The sequence below is a fragment of the Oxalobacteraceae bacterium OTU3CAMAD1 genome (assembly GCA_024123915.1).
Taxonomy (GTDB): Bacteria; Pseudomonadota; Gammaproteobacteria; order Burkholderiales; family Burkholderiaceae_D; genus Rugamonas.
This window is the reverse complement of sequence record CP099650.1, coordinates 3,737,574-3,753,647: the sequence shown is the minus strand read 5'-3', so window position 1 is coordinate 3,753,647 and position 16,074 is coordinate 3,737,574. Positions and strand designations below refer to the sequence as shown.

Below are 16,074 nucleotides of genomic sequence, written 5' to 3'. Positions count from 1 at the left end.
ATGGAAACACAAACCTACACCTATGCTCTGCTCGACTGCTCCGCGCATGAGCATGCTTTCCGCGACCTGACAACGCGCTTCGCAGATGTGCAATGGAAGTCGCTTTTCGACGGCACGCCCGAGGAACATCTAGTGACAGCAGCACCGCTGCTGATTGCCACGCCGCGCGACAACGACAAACTCATCGCATGGCTGGAAGAGTTGGAGCAGGCCTCGCCAAGCGTGAGCTGGATCGGCAGCCCTTACGCCCTGCCCGTTCTTGCCCCCATGCTTACCCGGCGGTTGCAGTGCGAGATCAATGATGATCAGCAAGTCGTACTGCGGTTCTATGATCCGCGAATTTTGCTGGGCCTCCCATCGGCGTTGAACGCGCAACAAAAGCGGTATTTCTTCGCCCCGGTAAGCAGTTGGATCGCGTGGGAGCCGCGCCGCGAAGAACGTTACGCTATTGGTATCGAGCCCGCCACATCGGCTGACATCGCGCGCTTTGCCTTCACGCCAATCAGTCTCACGCTTGCGCAACGCGATCAGCTCATGTACTTCGACAAAGAAAACCTGTATGACAGCATCATCCAGCAATGGCGGGATACCTGTCCGGATGAGATCACTGGCATCAAACCAAACATGTTGCGCGAGATTGCCATTACTGCCGTCGCTCGTGCAAACAGCTACGGCATCAACGATGCTGCGGCCCAGCATCTGTTCGCGGGGTTGATGATGACCGTGTCGCCGTCGTTCGACGACAACGCCATGGTGAAGTCCTACCTCAAAGCCGAGGATGTACCCCCGTCGGATCGGCTCAGCAATATGATCAGTGCCCTGCCAAGCGAAGCTTGGGAGCAAATCACCGCAAGCAAGCGCATGGATGCACTGTTCGAACTTCCGGCCGATCCACACGGCGGGCGCGCATAATGGATCTTACAAACATCACCAAAAAGCTGACCGATGCCACGACGGCGTTGGCCAAAGCGGACAAGGACTTGAAGTTGGAGATTGCCGGCGCTGCGGCCGACGCAGCTGGACTGGTTGATCCGACGCCGACCTCGGACCTTGTCGGCGCGGGTATATCCATTGCAAGGGGAGATTATTGGGGCGCAGCGCTGAGCACGGTCAGCATGGTGCCCTACCTCGGGGACGCGGTTGCGAAGCCGATGAAGGCAGTTCGTGCAACAAAATCTATCGCTGCGCTACAAGCGAAAGTAGCCACGCTGACAAAAACAGTCAACGATCTCAAGAAGGCAAAAAAAGAAGCTGAGGCAATAGAAGCTGCAGCCAAAGAAGCTAAACTCGCTAAAGAGGCCAAGGAAGCTAAAGGCACCAAAGAGGGTCTGACTCAGCAGGAAAAGCAGTCGGTGAAGAAAGACAAAGACTGCGAAGATTGCGCGTCCTCTGGCGTTAAACCTAAAAAACTCCTAGCCACGGAGGGTGACGTAGCGTCATATAAAGAATTAGTTAAGGCAGGAAAAAAGGGCGATAACATTACGCCGAACCATATACCTTCGGCGAAGCATATGGAACAGCATGGAGTTTCCAGAAACGACGGCATTGCAATAAATATGGAGCAACCCGTACCAGGCACTGGTGGACGTCACAGGGAAACATTTACGTATGGCACCACTGCCGACGCCAAAATGCCACCTCGGGATGCTTTAGCAGCGGGTGTGAAGGACGCTCGACAGATCTATCAAAAAGATGGCTTGTATGAACCGAAAATTCGCGAAGGCCTTCAAGACTTAATCAAAAAAAATAAAGAGGGCTTTCCCGAAATATTTAAGAAATCAGGAAAAAAATGAATCCAACTCTTGTATCTGCATTTGAGAAACTTACGTTTGCCATTAAATCCAATGACGAACAATCAGTTAAAAGTATTGACAGCTCACTGGAAACTATCGCTGAAGAAAGAGATCCCGTATCCGTTGCGTTTTTATTGCTATCGCTGGAAGACGATTTTTCGTTCGACGAAGGGATGTTTTCAGTCATCCACACGGCAGAAGCATTTGACGACCAAGAATATGTGGCCGGATTCTTAGCCGCTATACCACATATACTTACTACTGCGCCAAAATGGGCATCAATTGTTTTAATGCGTATATTAAATAGTGAGGAAACAAAACGCGAGCTGATTCGGGCCTTGGTCAAAAGTGACGCAAGTGTAAAAAAATCAGTGGAAGATCTTTGCAACCGAATCAACGGACAAAGCACGGATTTCTTAAGCAAAACCGTAGCAGTGCTCGTAGCGACCAAGTAATTGCTGAAAACGCATTGAAAAATATATCTCGGTGACTATACTTTCGTGGTAAAAATAATTACATTGAAGAAAGCCTTTGCCATCCGCAAAGGCGTGCAGCTGTGGTTGGCGAGTTGATGTGAGGACCAGCAATAGTGAGGCAGTAAATAGCAAGGTCGTGACGGACGAATGTTATGAAAGATTCCTGTTGGAACTAGGACAACAACTTGAATGTGCAGCGATCACCCCCGCCACACTTTCTTGGTGAAGATCGCTAAGCTCGTTTAAAGCATCAGAATGGCCGCCTGCGTGACCGGTGCTATTCAGTCGCTATGAACGCAGGCAGCAGCAAATATTGGGAGTCATATTTACTGGAACGTCCATTGGCACAGCGCTTCCCCAACCATCAAAATCCAAATGAGATATCGATGGAATTTTCTTATACAAAACATCAAACTCCTCGATGCGCCAAGCCTGATGCTGAGATGGGGGATAAATTATATTTGATAAAAAATACATCTCAACTTCGCCTGACTTACCAGATAAGGATGCTGGCCTATATAGCAAAGACCCGCAATAAGAAATTTATCATTCAACTAACCAAAGAGACAAAAGTTCATGTCACGCTCAGGGACTTCGTGAGAAGCATGAACGGCCTCATTAAAATGGAACGAAAATGACATGGGCTTATATCTTTGCGTATTTGATGAAGAAAACGAATTGGAAGGTGTCGACGTCGGCTTATATGCAGACTTCAACTTCTTCCGCGATGCCGTTGCTTCAACTGTTGAAAAAGGCAACATTGGAAGCGTTTGCAAAGTCCTTAATACTCATTCCGACTGTGACGGTGAGTGGACGAGTGAAGAGGCTCGACAGCTGCTTAAAGAGTTGAAACAGGTCAAGGAAACACTGCAGCAATATCCACCTATCGAGCCTAACTCCGAATGGAAAAAAGAGGTGTCGAGAACTTTCGGAATTGATCCAAAGACATTGCTTGAATGTTTTTTTGACATTGATGGCGAGCCACTTGTCGACCGTTTGGAACAGCTTGCGCAAATAAGCATATCGAGCGGAAAACCAATTTTATTTCAGTAGCTGAAGCAGACCAAATTTTGCTCCGATTCTGTGCTTCACAGGAAGTCGTATTGAAGATATGAGCCCATACTTTGAAGAGTTCTTGGTAGAGTTCCCGCGACATGGGGACGCAATGGGCCTAACACTTGGCAGTTTGTGTTGTCCTATCGAGTTATCCAAATATAGAGAAGAGCTTCCGGCGACACTTTTGGAATTTTGGACAGAAGTCGGATGGAGTGGCTACGCCAACGGACTCATGTGGAGCACTAACCCAGATCAATTTACACCCATACTTGACGCATGGCTGGGCTCGCTGAATTTTTTTAAACAAGATAGCTATAATGTCGTCGCAAGAGGCGCGTTCGGGAAATTATATTTGTGGGGAAAAAGTACCGGGAGCAGCATCATAATTGATCCTTTAATTTCGATGATCACCACGGTGGAGCCACGATTGGATCCTTCGAAATCGGACACCGCAATCACATCTTTTTTCCTTTCAAAGGAGAAAAAGAACTTTGATTTTGAGGATCATAAAGAAAAGCCTTTGTTCGCGCGCGCGCTTAAAAAATTAGGGCCTTTAAAAGTTGATGAGATGTATGGATTTGAGCCTGCCCTGAGTATTGGAGGAGTTCCAAAGCTAGAAAATTTAGTTAAGGTTAAAATGATTGAGCATTTGGTTTTACTGTCTCAGCTAGGGCAGATAGAAGTAACTCATTTGGACATCAGTAGACACGTGGGCAGCTAATTCCAAGAGTGCCATATTATGGACAGATATGCAGGCAAGCCTTTACTAAGATTAATCGAATGCTACATATTAGATTCGATAGACCAACTAACATCTGAGCAGGTGGCAACTCTGGTTTCAATGGAGCCAAAACTGAGGGTTGCCCTCGGCGTGACTGGAACGTGGAAAGAGATGTCGCGAAGACTATGGATTTCCCAGATACACTTCTCGCGCAAATAAAAAATATTTGGCAACGAAATCTGGATATGGCTGCAAGCAAAGGGGTGTCAGTTAGCCCCGAAGATTTTGCGAGGACCTTTGTCGATAAGAACTTTTCGTGATCTCAATTGTATAGAATGCGAGCCGGCAATAAAATAAATATGGATGAATGTTTTGAATATTTTCTAGAAAATTTTGGTCCGCAGTTTAATAAGGTTCAGCCATTGCCATCGGATATCAAAAAATTTCGAGGCAAATTGCCTGATAAGTTACTTGAGTATTGGCAGGACCATAATTGGGGCGGTTTCCACAACGGGCTATTTTGGCTGGTAAATCCTAGTGACTACACTAGGGTTGTCGATGCTTGGCTGAGCAACACTGGTATCGAAGGCGTCGATAGCTACTTTGCAATTGCCAGAACAGCATTTGGCCGTGTGTTTTTATGGAATAAATCCACTGGGCAAACCGCCACGATTAGCGGGCTTTTTTCCGAGATAATTACCACGCCGCCGAATAGATCTGTTCTCGCCGGAGATGAGGTAAGTGCTGTAGAGGCATTTATGGCGACGAAGGAGCCCGATGCTTTAGATATTGAAGATGAAAAAGAGAAGAAGATCTTTAAACGTGCCGTAAAAAAACTTGGTGCTTTAAGGGCTGACGAGATGTATGGTTTTGAGCCCGCTCTAGTCATCGGCGGCGCCCCAAAACTGGACAACCTCGTCAAAGTTAAGGTAATTGAACATCTAATTTTACTGCAACAGTTTGGCAAGATTGAAATACTCCACATGGACGTAAGCCGGCACCTCTAGAATTGACAGAACTTACTTATTTCGCTTCAACCCGCATACTCACTCGGCCAGCCGGACGAAAACCTAATTCACTATGATCCGTTGTCTAATGAATTTATAGTATTGACATCACGCGACTTCCCGCTGGAGGAATTAATTGTGACATTTGCGCTATACGGATTATTAACCAATGAAGCGCCGCAGTTGTCATATGAATCCCTTGCAAAAGATCTAAAAAACCAACTTCAAAATGAAAACTTTTCGCTACAGCGCGAAAAGTTGCCTTTTGCAAAAAACGAAACATTGGTCCTCAAGTGGGATAAATGGCTTGCCCGCGTCAGCTTTGAAGAGGGCGAAACAGTTAGGGCGGATTCATTAGAGATTCAAGAAAGGACAAAATCCTTCAATTCATTCGATCTTTCGAGAATTAATCGAAGGATTAGAGTTGTTTTTGGAAATGATGATGGACAACAATACACCAATCAGATAATCTATTTGATGGATTTCCTACGCGAAATAAGAGGCGTAGTAATCTATGATCCCCAACAAAATAATTTTGTTGAGTGATTTTAATGCCTGGAGTGTTCAGACATTCGACTATAGCTTTAGACGACGATACCGAAACCGGAAATAAAACATATGGATGAACGAGAAAAATTCGATAGATTCATTTTTATCATGGACGACCAACTTGAAGGTCTTGAGAAAATTGCCGAGCCATATAGGGGAGATTGTGCGTGAGACTTTTGGTGGAAAATGGCATATCCCGCTGGACAATCCGAAGAATATAAACTTCAACATGCCCGTAATCATCGGCCACACTAAGATAGATGGATTGGAGTTCCCTGCACTAAGTGTCATGCATGCATACTCTCTTAGAAAACGACCTGGTTTGTTACGCAGAGCTGTCATGTCGCAGGTTGAACCTAGGTCCGTAGAGATCGATCACTTAGAAGAAAAATAGATTTGTTTGTATTGGCTGGCTGTAATTCCGAAAACACTGACTGAAACGATGCAACATAAAGTTAGGTTCATATCTACACCATTCTGCGTACAAATTCATCGGGAGGTTTGGAATGGATGAAGATTTTGATTATTTTTTAAAAACCTTTGGTGCAGCGGTCCAATCACAGCAACAGCCACAGCCTAGCGACATAGAGAAGTATCAAGGAAAGTTACCAGTTCGTTTACTGGAGTATTGGAAAAATTATGGGTGGGGTGGCTATAAAGATGGACTTTTCTGGATAGCTAATCCCGCCGAGTTCGAGCCAATCGTGGAAAAGTGGCTCGCGGGATCCGGTGTCGAAGATCGGGATACCTACCACGTCGTTGCCCGCACTGCATTTGGTGAATTATTTTTATGGGGTGAAAAAAGTGGACAAACTGGCACAATAGTCACGCTAGACGCCACCCTATATTCCTATCCAGATGACATAAGAGTACTAACTCGCCCGGATTCCGCGATTGCGTCATTTTTTAGCGATCAGGATCCCGAAGGTCTTGACCTTGAGGACGAAAATGAAAAGCCTCTATTTAAAAAATCCTTAAAAAAACTTGGTAAGTTGAAAGCAGATGAAATGTATGGTTTTGAACCAGCGTTGTGCCTCGGTGGAATGCCGCGCCTGGAAAATCTTGTGAAGGTCAAGATGCTTGAACATCTCCTGTTGCTCAAACAACTGGGGGAAATAGAAATTATTCCTATTGATGTCAGCGGGCAAGTGTCCTGAGCTCGTTTGCCGGCGCACGTGGCGTATGCGGGGCTGTAGCGAAGAGACCTAAGCCTCGCAGCCCCGAGCGCCGCAACTAGCTCAGGCCTGGTAAGGAAGACGCGCAGCTTCTGCACGTTCCACTATTGCAAATTCCATTAGCCGGCGACCTCAACAGCAAACTCACTTCCCGATGGGCTAAGGAAAAAATGGATGAATTTTATCAAGTCTTTATGGATGAGTTCGGTCCGCAAATTAAAAAAGTAGTTCCGAGCGCTGCTCAAGTTGAAAAATATAGAGGTGCCCTACCTGAAGCATTGCTTGATTATTGGCGCATATACGGCTGGGGCGGCTTTCATGATGGTTTATTTTGGATAACGAATCCAGACGAATTATCATTTGCAATTGCAGCTTGGCTTAAACACGTCGAGATCAGCAATGATACAAAATATCATGCTATCGCAAGAACCGCGTTCGGGCAGCTATTTTTATGGGATCAGAGAGCAGGACAAACCATTACCATCTCGCCTCATTACGCACAAATATTCACGTCCCCGCCAGATCTCGATGTGGTTAGCGGAAACTCCGACTTCACAATAAAATGCTTTTTCTCCGGCCAGGTCGCAAGCGCACTAGATTTCGACGACAATAAAGACAAACCTATATTTAAACGAGCTGTAAAGAAATTAGGGATTTTAGAATCTGACGAGATGTACGGTTTTGAACCCGCGCTAACTATCGGTGGGATGCCGAGGTTAGAAAACTTAGTGAAAGTAAAGATGGCTGAGCAGCTTGTTCTATTGCAGCAGCTGGGCGCCGTAGAAGTCCTGCACATCGATGTAAGCAGAAATATTTAACGCTTTGCAGGATCGGCCTTCAGGTATAAGGATAGCTCCAATGCCTAACAACGATAAAGCCAAAGATAAATTTGATCATTTCCTTTTTATCATGGATGACCAACTTGAAGCGGTTGAGTCGGAGGCTGAAAAAAGAAATATTCCGCTTGCCTTGGATATGGCGAGTTTGGAGAATTTAGAAGAACTTTTTTTCCAGGTGACGGAAGATTGCAGTACTGATGAAAAGCAGGGCTGGGTAGTGACGTTTGCACGGTATGTCGGCGAAATCGTCAGAGAGACTTTCGATGGGAAGTGGCACCTCTCTGGGGAAGACCCCAGAAATATTTATTTCGACACACCGGTTATAATCAATCATACAAAGATAGAGAATCTTCAGTTCTCGCCGATATTTGCAGTGCGCGCTGTATCGCTAAGAAATAAAAGAGGTTTGTTACGAAGAATAATCATGGCTGACATAACACCTCGTGAACTGAACATTGATCACTTAGAGGAAAAATGATATTCCGAACAGTATCGTCGCTTTGCCGACCTGAGTTCATCCTTATTCTAGCAATCACTACCAATGGCGGAGAACGCTTGACGCAATAGCCCAACGCTCCAACAGTCGTCGGGGAATACGCTGGCGAACTTATGTAGAGTGGTGCCCTATTAGAATCCGTACCAATATTTTGTAGGTGAAAACATTGCGAGCTACGCCACATCAAAAGATAATAGCTAATAAGATAAGCAGCGAAATATTCTCTGACAGAAAAACTTACACCGATTACTGGGATGACAATCGCGAAAAATCGGTAGTTCTATTTAGAGCAGAAGATAGTCCTCAACGGGGCGTAGATACTTACTCGACAGTTGGCCTAAGCGCTTACCCGCTGCTAAAAGATGAAAAAGAAATTGAAGTTAGGACGGAAATAATTGGTGCTTGCCGGTCTAATTTTAAGAACTTTGATAACATGATAGCCACCGCCGCTTTCTGCATAATTAACACGAAGTGGTTCTGTGCTCCAGGAGTAATTTTCCCAGATATAGTTTCAATGTATCAAGCGTCTAGTACTCTCAGCGATCTATATTTTTGTCCGCCGTTCTTATGGAACGACAGACTAAGTGGACTTACGACAGATGAGAAGGAAATTGCGTGGCTGCTGGCGGTTCCAATTTCCAAAGCTGAAGCCGCTTTTGTTAGTTCGTTCGGCGCCGCACAGCTGGAAAAGTTATTTGAAGAAGCGGATCTAGATATATACGACGCGAATAGAGCATCTGTAGCCTGAATTAACTCATGGGAGGTCCTGAAAATGGATGTTAGCGGCAGCCACATTCTTGCGCCGTACGTTGGGACCCAGCGCGTGCCGTTCTCCACGTCAAAAATCGAGTGTGAGAAGATATTTGGAACTCCAGTTCGCCTTTCAAAGACCCGGGGAAATGAGCTAAAACTTGTTTATGATGAAATTGAATTCATTTTTTCTATGAATGGATCAAAAATATTAGAAATGCTGTTTCGTCCAAATGTTACCTTGCTAATAAATAATATTGACATATTTCATGACAAGACTGCGTTAAGTAAGTTGAGTAAAATTGATTCCCCCTTGGAGTATGCAGGGATATTATTTTTCCCTGCACTTGGAATATCGTCAACAGGGCTACACAATAAAGACGATGTCTCGGTTACTGCGATAGCAAAAGGAAGGTTTGATAAGTTGGTTCATAACTTCCAGCCATATAAAGCATTTGATGTCGCTTGAGAGGAACGCCATGGACGAATTTTATGAAATGTTTCTGTCAGAACTAGGCCCACAGTTCACGAAGGTGCAGCCATCGCCTCAGCAAATAGACAGATTTTCTGGACGTTTACCCGAACAGCTTCTCGAATACTGGAAGCTTTACGGATGGTGTGGTTACTATGAGGGCCTTTTTTGGTTGGTGAATCCAGACGACTACGTTTCAGTCGTCGAAACTTGGTTGGAAAGCACTCAGATCGAAAATAAGAGCGACTATTTAGCAATCGCGCGCACTGCGTTTGGTCGTATTTTCCTGTGGAATAAGGAAGCTGGCCAAACTGTAACAATTGTGTCCCTAGACTCGCAAATTATTACTTCCCCACCTAATAAAAAGGTGGTGGCTGGCGACGACACCATCCCATTACAGTCCTTCCTTATTGGAAAAGAGCCAGATCGTCTCGATATAGAAGATGTGAAAGAGAAGAAATTATTTAAACGGGCGCTGAAGAAACTGGGGCCCGTTGCCGAAGACGAGATGTACGGCTTTGAGCCGGCACTCTGTATAGGCGGCATGCCCGTCCTGGAAAACATTCGCAAATTCAAGACAATTGAACATCTGATACTTTTAGAGCGTTTCGGCGAAATCGAGATAATGCACATAGATGTTGGCCGGCATTTGCAATAGCCGTCGCCGTCGAGAATTCTGCAATCTAATTGCGGTAATCAGCATCGAGAATGAAACATCTATAACTAAGGCATGAAGATGAAAAGACGCGAAACGGATTTGATTTCAGAAATGGGTAAATTATTTGTTGAGAAGGCACAGGAGTTAGATTTTTTATTCCAGCGCGCATTTTACCGTTTTTACGCTGAAGAACGCATGCATGAATCATGCGCGTCGTACACAACCCCAAGTGACGTCTTCATTGTCAGTGCCTTGACTCACGATGATTTTTTCGATGCGATGGACCAACTCTCCTTAGAACTGATAAACGAGATGGAGGATAGCCCTAGATTGCTGCTTTTAACCGTCGATAACAGCTTTGACTACAAAGTCCTATTTGAATATAAAGATATGGGAAAATGGCGTATTAGCCTCGCAGATGGTTGCACAGGCATACCGGCACCATGATCGGCTTCTCGAAAACTGCTGTTCGGTGCGGTTTTTCGGCCATTACAACATAAAGATTAATTATGGATGAATATTTTGAGATGTTCTTGTCAGATTTTGGTCCACAGTTCAGCAAGGCCCAACCTGAAAGTGCAGAGATAGAAAATTTTAGAGGTAGGTTGCCAAACAAATTACTTGAGTATTGGCAGATACACGGCTGGGGCGGATATAACAGTGGACTTTATTGGATTACCAACCCCCAGGATTACCTTCCCGTCGTAGAGGTGTGGTTAGACAGAGCGACCATCAGTGACAAGCAAAATTATTTTGCTATTGCAAGGACGGCGTTTGGCCGTGTGTTTTTATGGAACAAACAAACTGGACAATCTGTAACCATTGATTCATTGTCAGGATTTCTTATCACAACTCCGCCAGACGAGACACTGAACCACGAAGACGACACAAAAGCGCTTCAATATTTTATTAGCGAAAACGAACCAGATGATGTCGATTTTTCCGACGACACGGAAAAACCTCTGTTTAAAAGAGCGTTGAAAAAACTTGGTCCTTTGACATCCGATGAAATGTACGGCTTTGAACCTGCGTTATGCATCGGTGGGATACCTAAGCTTGAGAATCTTGTTAAAGTAAAAATAATTGAACATTTGATTCTTCTTGAGCGATTGGCGGAGGTTGAGATTTTACACGTCGATGTGAGGCGACATCTGTAAGTGCTATCCCCGGTCAAGTCGCCAGTACGCGTCCTCGGTCAGCCATCGTTCAACCGCCAACACAAACATGACGAGGCCCTGCTCCTCCCTCCTACTCGCCTGGAAACAGCACCTGGACCGGGTCTGGAGATCGTCTCCGCAGACAACCGCAAATAGCCGCCTCGGGCATCCCCCACCCCTACGATCAACTTTCTCTTTGTATAATGCTTTTGCCCAGCCGGCCACCGCAAAGCGAAGAAACGCCGGCTATCGAACACTCCAACGAGGCGAAACCTTATGCAAAATAAAGAAAACGACAAAGCATCGCTCGCCAAGGCCGCATCGGGCCAAAGCGCCCCCGAACGCCCCCTCACCCGCCAGGACTACAAAACCCTGTCGCTGGCCGCGCTCGGCGGCGCGCTGGAATTCTACGACTTCATCATCTTCGTCTTTTTCGCCACCTCGATCGGCGCGCTGTTTTTCCCGCCGACGATGCCGGACTGGCTGCGGCTGTTCCAGACCTTCGGCATCTTCGCCGCCGGCTACGTGGTGCGCCCGTTGGGCGGCATGGTCATGGCCCACTTCGGCGACCTGCTGGGGCGCAAGAAGATGTTCAATCTGTCGATCCTGCTGATGGCGGTGCCGACCTTGCTGATCGGCCTGCTGCCGACCTACGCCAGCATCGGCCTGGCCGCTCCCCTGCTACTGCTCTTCCTGCGCGTGTGCCAAGGGGCCGCCGTCGGTGGCGAGGTGCCCGGCGCGTGGGTGTTCGTGTCAGAACACGTGCCGGCGCGCCACATCGGCTACGCCTGCGGCACCCTGACCGCCGGCCTGACCTTCGGCATCCTGCTCGGCTCGCTGGTGGCCACCGGCATCAACAGCGTGTTCACGCCTGCGGAGGTGCTGGACTACGGCTGGCGCCTGCCGTTCGTGCTGGGCGGCGTGTTCGGCCTGGGCGCGATGTATCTGCGGCGCTGGCTGCATGAGACGCCGGTCTTTGTCGAGCTGCAGCAGCGTAAGGCGCTCGCCGCCGAGATGCCGCTGAAGGCCGTGCTGCGTGAGCACCGCAAGGCCGTCGCGCTGTCGATGCTGCTGACGTGGATGCTGTCGGCCGCGATCGTCGTGGTGATCCTGATGACGCCGGCGCTGCTGCAAAAGGTCTACGGCTTCGACGCCCGTACCGCACTCCCCGCCAACACCGTGGCGACCTTGTCGCTGGCTGTTGGGTGCGTGATCTACGGCGTGCTGGCCGACCGGCTTGGCGCGCGACGCATGCTCATCGCCGGCGCCGGGCTGCTGGCAATCTGCACTTATGTGTTTTACACCACGCTCAAAACCCAACCGCAGTTGCTGATGCCGCTGTACGCCCTGCTGGGGCTGAGCGTGGGCGTGGTCGGTGTGGTGCCGAGCGCAATGGTGCGCGCCTTCCCGGCGCCGGTGCGCTTCTCCGGCTTGTCGTTCTCCTACAACGTGGCCTATGCGATCTTCGGCGGCCTGACGCCCATCATGGTGACGTTGATGCTGAAAACCCAGCCGCTGGCGCCGGCCTACTACGTTATGGCGCTGTGCGGCATCGGCGCGCTCACGGCGCTGTTCATCAAGGACCGTCCGCTTAACGCCTGAGGCCGGGCGGCCGCACCGTACGGTACAAACCCATCCCCGGCGAAAGGAAATGCTATCGTTCGCCTATCGGGATGGGTTTGTCCAGAACAAGCCCGCCATCCGCCACCGCCACCGGAAAAGTTAGCCCATGCCGCATCGTCAGTCTCCGCCCCACCCCGCCCACAACATCGCCTTCGCCGCCGGGGGCGGAACCATGGGAGAACTGCTGCGCACGTTCGATTGGGCGGCGACACCGCTGGGTCCGCTTGAGAGCTGGCCGCCAGCGCTGCGCACGACCGTCAGCATCATGCTCGGCTCCAGCCACCCGATGTACATCGCCTGGGGACCGGGGCTGCACCTGCTGTTCAACGACGCCTATCGCCCCATCCTCGGCGGACTCGGCGATCAACCAGAGCTGATCCTGGGCAAGCCCTTCAACGAAGTCTGGAGCGACATCTGGCACGTGGTCGGCCCGATGTTGAACGGTGCCATGGCCGGCGTCTGCACCTACGCGGAGGATCAGCCCTTCCTGCTGCACCGCCACGGCTATCCGGAGCAGATGTACGCGACGTTCTCGGTCAGCCCGGTGCGCGACGAGACCGGCGCGGTGGCCGGCGTCTTCTGCGTCTGTTCGGAAACCACCGGGAAGAAACGGGTCGAGGAGCGCCTGCGCCTGCTCGACACCATCGGCAAGGCCACCAGCATCGCCGCCGACGCCAAGACCATCATGGCTGAGGCCACCCGCCTGCTGGGCCAGCACCTGGACGTCACCCGCGTGGCCTACGCCGACCTGGAGGCGGACAACGACCGCTTCACGATCCGGCATGACTGGACGGTCGAGGGCGCCTTCAGCACTGTCGGCGTGTATTCGCTCGACCTGTTCGGCAGCCGCGCCACCGGCAATCTGCGTGTGGGAAAAACCCTGCAAATCAACAACGTCGATACCGAGCTGGCATCCGGCGACGGCTACGAGATGTTTAACCAGATCGGCATCAAGGCCATCATCTGCTGTCCGCTGGTCAAGGGCGGCAAGTTGGTGGCGATGATGGCCGTGCACCAGCAACAACCGCGCGCGTGGTCGGCCGACGAAGTGGCGCTGGTGGAAGACGTGGTGGAACGCTGCTGGGCGCATATCGAGCGGGTCCGTTCGACCGAGGCGCTGCGCGCGTCCGACCGCCACAAGTCCGAATTCCTGGCCACCCTCGCCCACGAGCTGCGCAACCCGCTGGCGCCGGTGCGCAACGGCCTGGAGCTGATGAAGCTGGCCGGCGGCGATCCGCGCACGATGGGCAACGTGCGGGCGATGATGGAGCGCCAGGTGTCGCACATGGTCCATCTGATTAACGACCTGCTGGACATCGCGCGCGTCTCCAGCGGCAAGCTGGTGCTGAAGAGGGAGCACGCCGAGCTCAAAACGCTGGTCGCCTCGGCGGTGGAAACGAGCCAGCCGCTGCTGGACGCGGCCGGCCATACTCTGGCGATCAGCCTGCCCGACGAGGCGGCAATCGTCGATGTCGACGTCGTCAGGCTCAGCCAGGTACTCAGCAACCTGTTGTCGAACGCGGCCAAGTACACGCCGCAGGGAGGCCGCATCGCCATCTCGGCGCGGTTTGTGGACGGCGGGCTGCTGATCGAGGTGGCCGACAACGGCATCGGCATCCCGGCCGAGTCGATCGACAGCGTGTTCGAGATGTTCACCCAGGTCGGGCGCAGCATCGCCCACTCCAAAGGCGGATTGGGCATCGGACTGTCGCTGGTGCGCAGGCTGTTGGAGTTGCATGGCGGAACCGTCACGGCGGCCAGTCCCGGCGTTGGCCTGGGCAGCACGTTCTCGATCCGGCTGCCGTTGGCCGCGATCGACCACGCGCCGCAGCCCGCGACGCCGCCGTCGGCCACCGGCCAACGGCACTCGGCAGCCCCGCTGCGCGTGCTGATCACCGACGACAACCACGACGCCGCCGACACCCTTCGGGATTTGTTGGACAGCGACGGCCACGTCACGCGCGTCGCCTACGATGGCGCCGCCGCGCTGGCCATCGCGGAGGAATTCCAGCCGCAAGTCGTGTTGCTCGACATCGGCATGCCCGACATGGACGGCTATGCCACGGCGCGCGCCATGCGCAAGCTTGCGGGTCTGGAACAGGTCACGCTCACCGCCCTGACCGGCTGGGGCGCCGCCGAGGACCGCGCGCGCTCGCGCGCGGCCGGCTTCGACCACCATTTGCTCAAGCCGGTAGTGCTGCCCGAACTGCTGGCGATGCTGCGCCAGGCCAGCGCCTGACGCGGCGAGGCGCCGTCACAACGGAATCGTCAAGGTCAACGAACCGTAGGGCTCGCGCTTGGAGCTGGACGTGATCAGCGGGCTGGCGTTCTGCAACGAGAACGATACGGATGCGCTCTTGAAACCGTAGGCGATGCCCGCCAGCGCCACGGTCTGATTGCGACGCAATTCGGCGATATTGTTTTCCGGATAGTGGTTGCGGCCGATCCCCGCGTGCGAAAACACCCTGTCGCCGACCAGGCCGGCATACACGAACCAGCCATTGCCCAGGAACACCGGATCGCCGCCGCGTATTTCTTGGTGGATGGCGCTGGGGAAGTTGCGTTGGAGTCCAGTGCCGTAGCGCAGCAGCAAGCTGGCGCCGATCGACGATTGCAGGTTGCCGGCGGTGGCGCCGGCCGATATGATCGCGTCGGCGCGCGGCCGGCCATCGTCGGCACCGGCCGAGGCCAGGCGCCATGCCCGGTAACGCTCCACCCCCAGCAACAGACGCGTGGGTCCCTGCGAATCCCAGCCTTCCGGACGATCGGAGCCGATCAGGCGGTGGATCAGCGTTTGCGAGCGGCGCCCTCCAGCGGCGGGGCCGATGACGCCAAGACGCAGGCCGAACATGTCCGCCACGTTGTTGTCGACCGACACTTGCCCCGCGCCAAACCACAATGCGCCGACATAGGGGGCGTCGAGCGGATCGGGCTCCTTGCGGGTGATGTCACGCGGCGTCACCAGGATCTGGTTGAGCGAAAACCGGGTCAACGCGGCGGGGCCGACGCCGAGCCACGGCGCCACCGTCCCGAGCACCGGCAGCGGCGCGATCGACGACTCGCCGGGCGACACGCTGCGCAGATGCGACAAGGTGATGCCGCTGGTGTAGCCGCCGCCGTCGCTGCCGACAAACACGTCGTTTTGCACCATGAGGGATAGGCGGCCTTCCTCCGCGCTCGCTGGCGCGCAGGAAAACATCGAACAGAGAAGCAGACTGGCGAACTGGAGTGGGCTTGGGCGTATTTTCATTATGCGGGCATGACACACTGGCAACGAAGCCCATCATAATCGAAATCGCACG

The 16,074-nt window shown here is 51.5% G+C and carries 19 protein-coding genes; 18 read left to right on the top strand and 1 reads right to left on the bottom strand.

Annotation, left to right across the window (positions count from 1 at the left end; translation table 11 throughout):
• The 18 genes from NHH88_16345 to NHH88_16260 all read left to right on the top strand — a co-directional run bounded on the left by NHH88_16345 (nucleotide 1) and on the right by NHH88_16260 (nucleotide 15,011).
• Nucleotides 1-912 carry a DUF4123 domain-containing protein gene (locus NHH88_16345; protein USX11293.1) on the top strand — a complete coding sequence of 304 codons (912 nt, stop codon included), beginning with the start codon at nucleotides 1-3 and terminating at the stop codon, nucleotides 910-912.
• Nucleotides 912-1,793: a hypothetical protein gene (locus NHH88_16340; GenBank protein ID USX11292.1), complete on the top strand. Its 882-nt coding sequence runs from the start codon at nucleotides 912-914 to the stop codon at nucleotides 1,791-1,793. Before NHH88_16345 ends, NHH88_16340 begins: the two co-directional genes overlap by 1 nt.
• Entirely contained in the window at nucleotides 1,790-2,248 is a 459-nt protein-coding gene (locus NHH88_16335; GenBank protein USX11291.1) for an Imm30 family immunity protein, read from the top strand. Before NHH88_16340 ends, NHH88_16335 begins: the two co-directional genes overlap by 4 nt.
• A gap of 311 nt (nucleotides 2,249-2,559) precedes the next feature.
• Entirely contained in the window at nucleotides 2,560-2,907 is a 348-nt protein-coding gene (locus NHH88_16330; protein USX11290.1) for a hypothetical protein, read from the top strand.
• A 1-nt stretch (nucleotide 2,908) separates the two neighbouring features.
• Nucleotides 2,909-3,322, top strand: a complete 414-nt coding sequence (locus NHH88_16325; protein ID USX11289.1) for an immunity 70 family protein — start codon at nucleotides 2,909-2,911, stop codon at nucleotides 3,320-3,322.
• 58 nt (nucleotides 3,323-3,380) lie between these two features.
• A complete protein-coding gene (locus NHH88_16320; protein USX11288.1) occupies nucleotides 3,381-4,046 on the top strand; it encodes a DUF1851 domain-containing protein in 666 nt (221 codons plus the stop codon).
• Nucleotides 4,047-4,405: 359 nt separating this feature from the next.
• Nucleotides 4,406-5,053, top strand: a complete 648-nt coding sequence (locus NHH88_16315; GenBank protein USX11287.1) for a DUF1851 domain-containing protein — start codon at nucleotides 4,406-4,408, stop codon at nucleotides 5,051-5,053.
• A 138-nt stretch (nucleotides 5,054-5,191) separates the two neighbouring features.
• The gene (locus NHH88_16310) at nucleotides 5,192-5,599 is read left to right on the top strand and encodes a hypothetical protein (GenBank protein USX11286.1); all 408 of its coding nucleotides are present in this window, start codon (nucleotides 5,192-5,194) and stop codon (nucleotides 5,597-5,599) included.
• 509 nt (nucleotides 5,600-6,108) lie between these two features.
• On the top strand, nucleotides 6,109-6,759 hold the full coding sequence (locus NHH88_16305) for a DUF1851 domain-containing protein (protein ID USX11285.1): 651 nt from the start codon (nucleotides 6,109-6,111) through the stop codon (nucleotides 6,757-6,759).
• A 188-nt stretch (nucleotides 6,760-6,947) separates the two neighbouring features.
• Nucleotides 6,948-7,595: a DUF1851 domain-containing protein gene (locus tag NHH88_16300; protein ID USX11284.1), complete on the top strand. Its 648-nt coding sequence runs from the start codon at nucleotides 6,948-6,950 to the stop codon at nucleotides 7,593-7,595.
• Nucleotides 7,596-7,635: 40 nt separating this feature from the next.
• On the top strand, nucleotides 7,636-8,094 hold the full coding sequence (locus NHH88_16295) for a hypothetical protein (protein ID USX11283.1): 459 nt from the start codon (nucleotides 7,636-7,638) through the stop codon (nucleotides 8,092-8,094).
• Between the two features lie 184 nt (nucleotides 8,095-8,278).
• Nucleotides 8,279-8,860, top strand: a complete 582-nt coding sequence (locus NHH88_16290) for a suppressor of fused domain protein (protein USX11282.1) — start codon at nucleotides 8,279-8,281, stop codon at nucleotides 8,858-8,860.
• A 24-nt stretch (nucleotides 8,861-8,884) separates the two neighbouring features.
• The gene (locus NHH88_16285) at nucleotides 8,885-9,331 is read left to right on the top strand and encodes a hypothetical protein (protein ID USX11281.1); all 447 of its coding nucleotides are present in this window, start codon (nucleotides 8,885-8,887) and stop codon (nucleotides 9,329-9,331) included.
• A 10-nt stretch (nucleotides 9,332-9,341) separates the two neighbouring features.
• Nucleotides 9,342-9,992, top strand: a complete 651-nt coding sequence (locus NHH88_16280) for a DUF1851 domain-containing protein (protein USX11280.1) — start codon at nucleotides 9,342-9,344, stop codon at nucleotides 9,990-9,992.
• 78 nt (nucleotides 9,993-10,070) lie between these two features.
• Nucleotides 10,071-10,439: a hypothetical protein gene (locus NHH88_16275; protein USX11279.1), complete on the top strand. Its 369-nt coding sequence runs from the start codon at nucleotides 10,071-10,073 to the stop codon at nucleotides 10,437-10,439.
• Between the two features lie 62 nt (nucleotides 10,440-10,501).
• Nucleotides 10,502-11,149 carry a DUF1851 domain-containing protein gene (locus NHH88_16270; GenBank protein USX11278.1) on the top strand — a complete coding sequence of 216 codons (648 nt, stop codon included), beginning with the start codon at nucleotides 10,502-10,504 and terminating at the stop codon, nucleotides 11,147-11,149.
• A 276-nt stretch (nucleotides 11,150-11,425) separates the two neighbouring features.
• The gene (locus tag NHH88_16265; GenBank protein USX11277.1) at nucleotides 11,426-12,751 is read left to right on the top strand and encodes an MFS transporter; all 1,326 of its coding nucleotides are present in this window, start codon (nucleotides 11,426-11,428) and stop codon (nucleotides 12,749-12,751) included.
• A gap of 127 nt (nucleotides 12,752-12,878) precedes the next feature.
• The gene (locus NHH88_16260; protein ID USX17262.1) at nucleotides 12,879-15,011 is read left to right on the top strand and encodes an ATP-binding protein; all 2,133 of its coding nucleotides are present in this window, start codon (nucleotides 12,879-12,881) and stop codon (nucleotides 15,009-15,011) included.
• A gap of 15 nt (nucleotides 15,012-15,026) precedes the next feature.
• On the opposite strand, the gene NHH88_16255 is transcribed toward NHH88_16260, so the two are convergent.
• Nucleotides 15,027-15,923, bottom strand: a complete 897-nt coding sequence (locus NHH88_16255; protein ID USX17261.1) for a lipid A deacylase LpxR family protein — start codon at nucleotides 15,921-15,923, stop codon at nucleotides 15,027-15,029.
• Nucleotides 15,924-16,074 lie beyond the last annotated feature (151 nt).

Excerpts from the sequence above, each read along its gene's own strand:
- NHH88_16315 (USX11287.1), top strand. The coding sequence starts at position 4,406 with ATGGATGAATGTTTTGAATATTTTCTAGAAAATTTTGGTCCGCAGTTT.
- NHH88_16330 (USX11290.1), top strand. The coding sequence starts at position 2,560 with ATGAACGCAGGCAGCAGCAAATATTGGGAGTCATATTTACTGGAACGT.
- NHH88_16335 (USX11291.1), top strand. The coding sequence starts at position 1,790 with ATGAATCCAACTCTTGTATCTGCATTTGAGAAACTTACGTTTGCCATT.
- NHH88_16255 (USX17261.1), bottom strand. The coding sequence starts at position 15,923 with ATGGTGCAAAACGACGTGTTTGTCGGCAGCGACGGCGGCGGCTACACC.
- NHH88_16320 (USX11288.1), top strand. The coding sequence starts at position 3,381 with ATGAGCCCATACTTTGAAGAGTTCTTGGTAGAGTTCCCGCGACATGGG.
- NHH88_16260 (USX17262.1), top strand. The coding sequence starts at position 12,879 with ATGCCGCATCGTCAGTCTCCGCCCCACCCCGCCCACAACATCGCCTTC.
- NHH88_16275 (USX11279.1), top strand. The coding sequence starts at position 10,071 with ATGAAAAGACGCGAAACGGATTTGATTTCAGAAATGGGTAAATTATTT.
- NHH88_16295 (USX11283.1), top strand. The coding sequence starts at position 7,636 with ATGCCTAACAACGATAAAGCCAAAGATAAATTTGATCATTTCCTTTTT.
- NHH88_16345 (USX11293.1), top strand. The coding sequence starts at position 1 with ATGGAAACACAAACCTACACCTATGCTCTGCTCGACTGCTCCGCGCAT.
- NHH88_16270 (USX11278.1), top strand. The coding sequence starts at position 10,502 with ATGGATGAATATTTTGAGATGTTCTTGTCAGATTTTGGTCCACAGTTC.
- NHH88_16305 (USX11285.1), top strand. The coding sequence starts at position 6,109 with ATGGATGAAGATTTTGATTATTTTTTAAAAACCTTTGGTGCAGCGGTC.
- NHH88_16340 (USX11292.1), top strand. The coding sequence starts at position 912 with ATGGATCTTACAAACATCACCAAAAAGCTGACCGATGCCACGACGGCG.
- NHH88_16325 (USX11289.1), top strand. The coding sequence starts at position 2,909 with ATGGGCTTATATCTTTGCGTATTTGATGAAGAAAACGAATTGGAAGGT.
- NHH88_16265 (USX11277.1), top strand. The coding sequence starts at position 11,426 with ATGCAAAATAAAGAAAACGACAAAGCATCGCTCGCCAAGGCCGCATCG.
- NHH88_16300 (USX11284.1), top strand. The coding sequence starts at position 6,948 with ATGGATGAATTTTATCAAGTCTTTATGGATGAGTTCGGTCCGCAAATT.
- NHH88_16280 (USX11280.1), top strand. The coding sequence starts at position 9,342 with ATGGACGAATTTTATGAAATGTTTCTGTCAGAACTAGGCCCACAGTTC.
- NHH88_16285 (USX11281.1), top strand. The coding sequence starts at position 8,885 with ATGGATGTTAGCGGCAGCCACATTCTTGCGCCGTACGTTGGGACCCAG.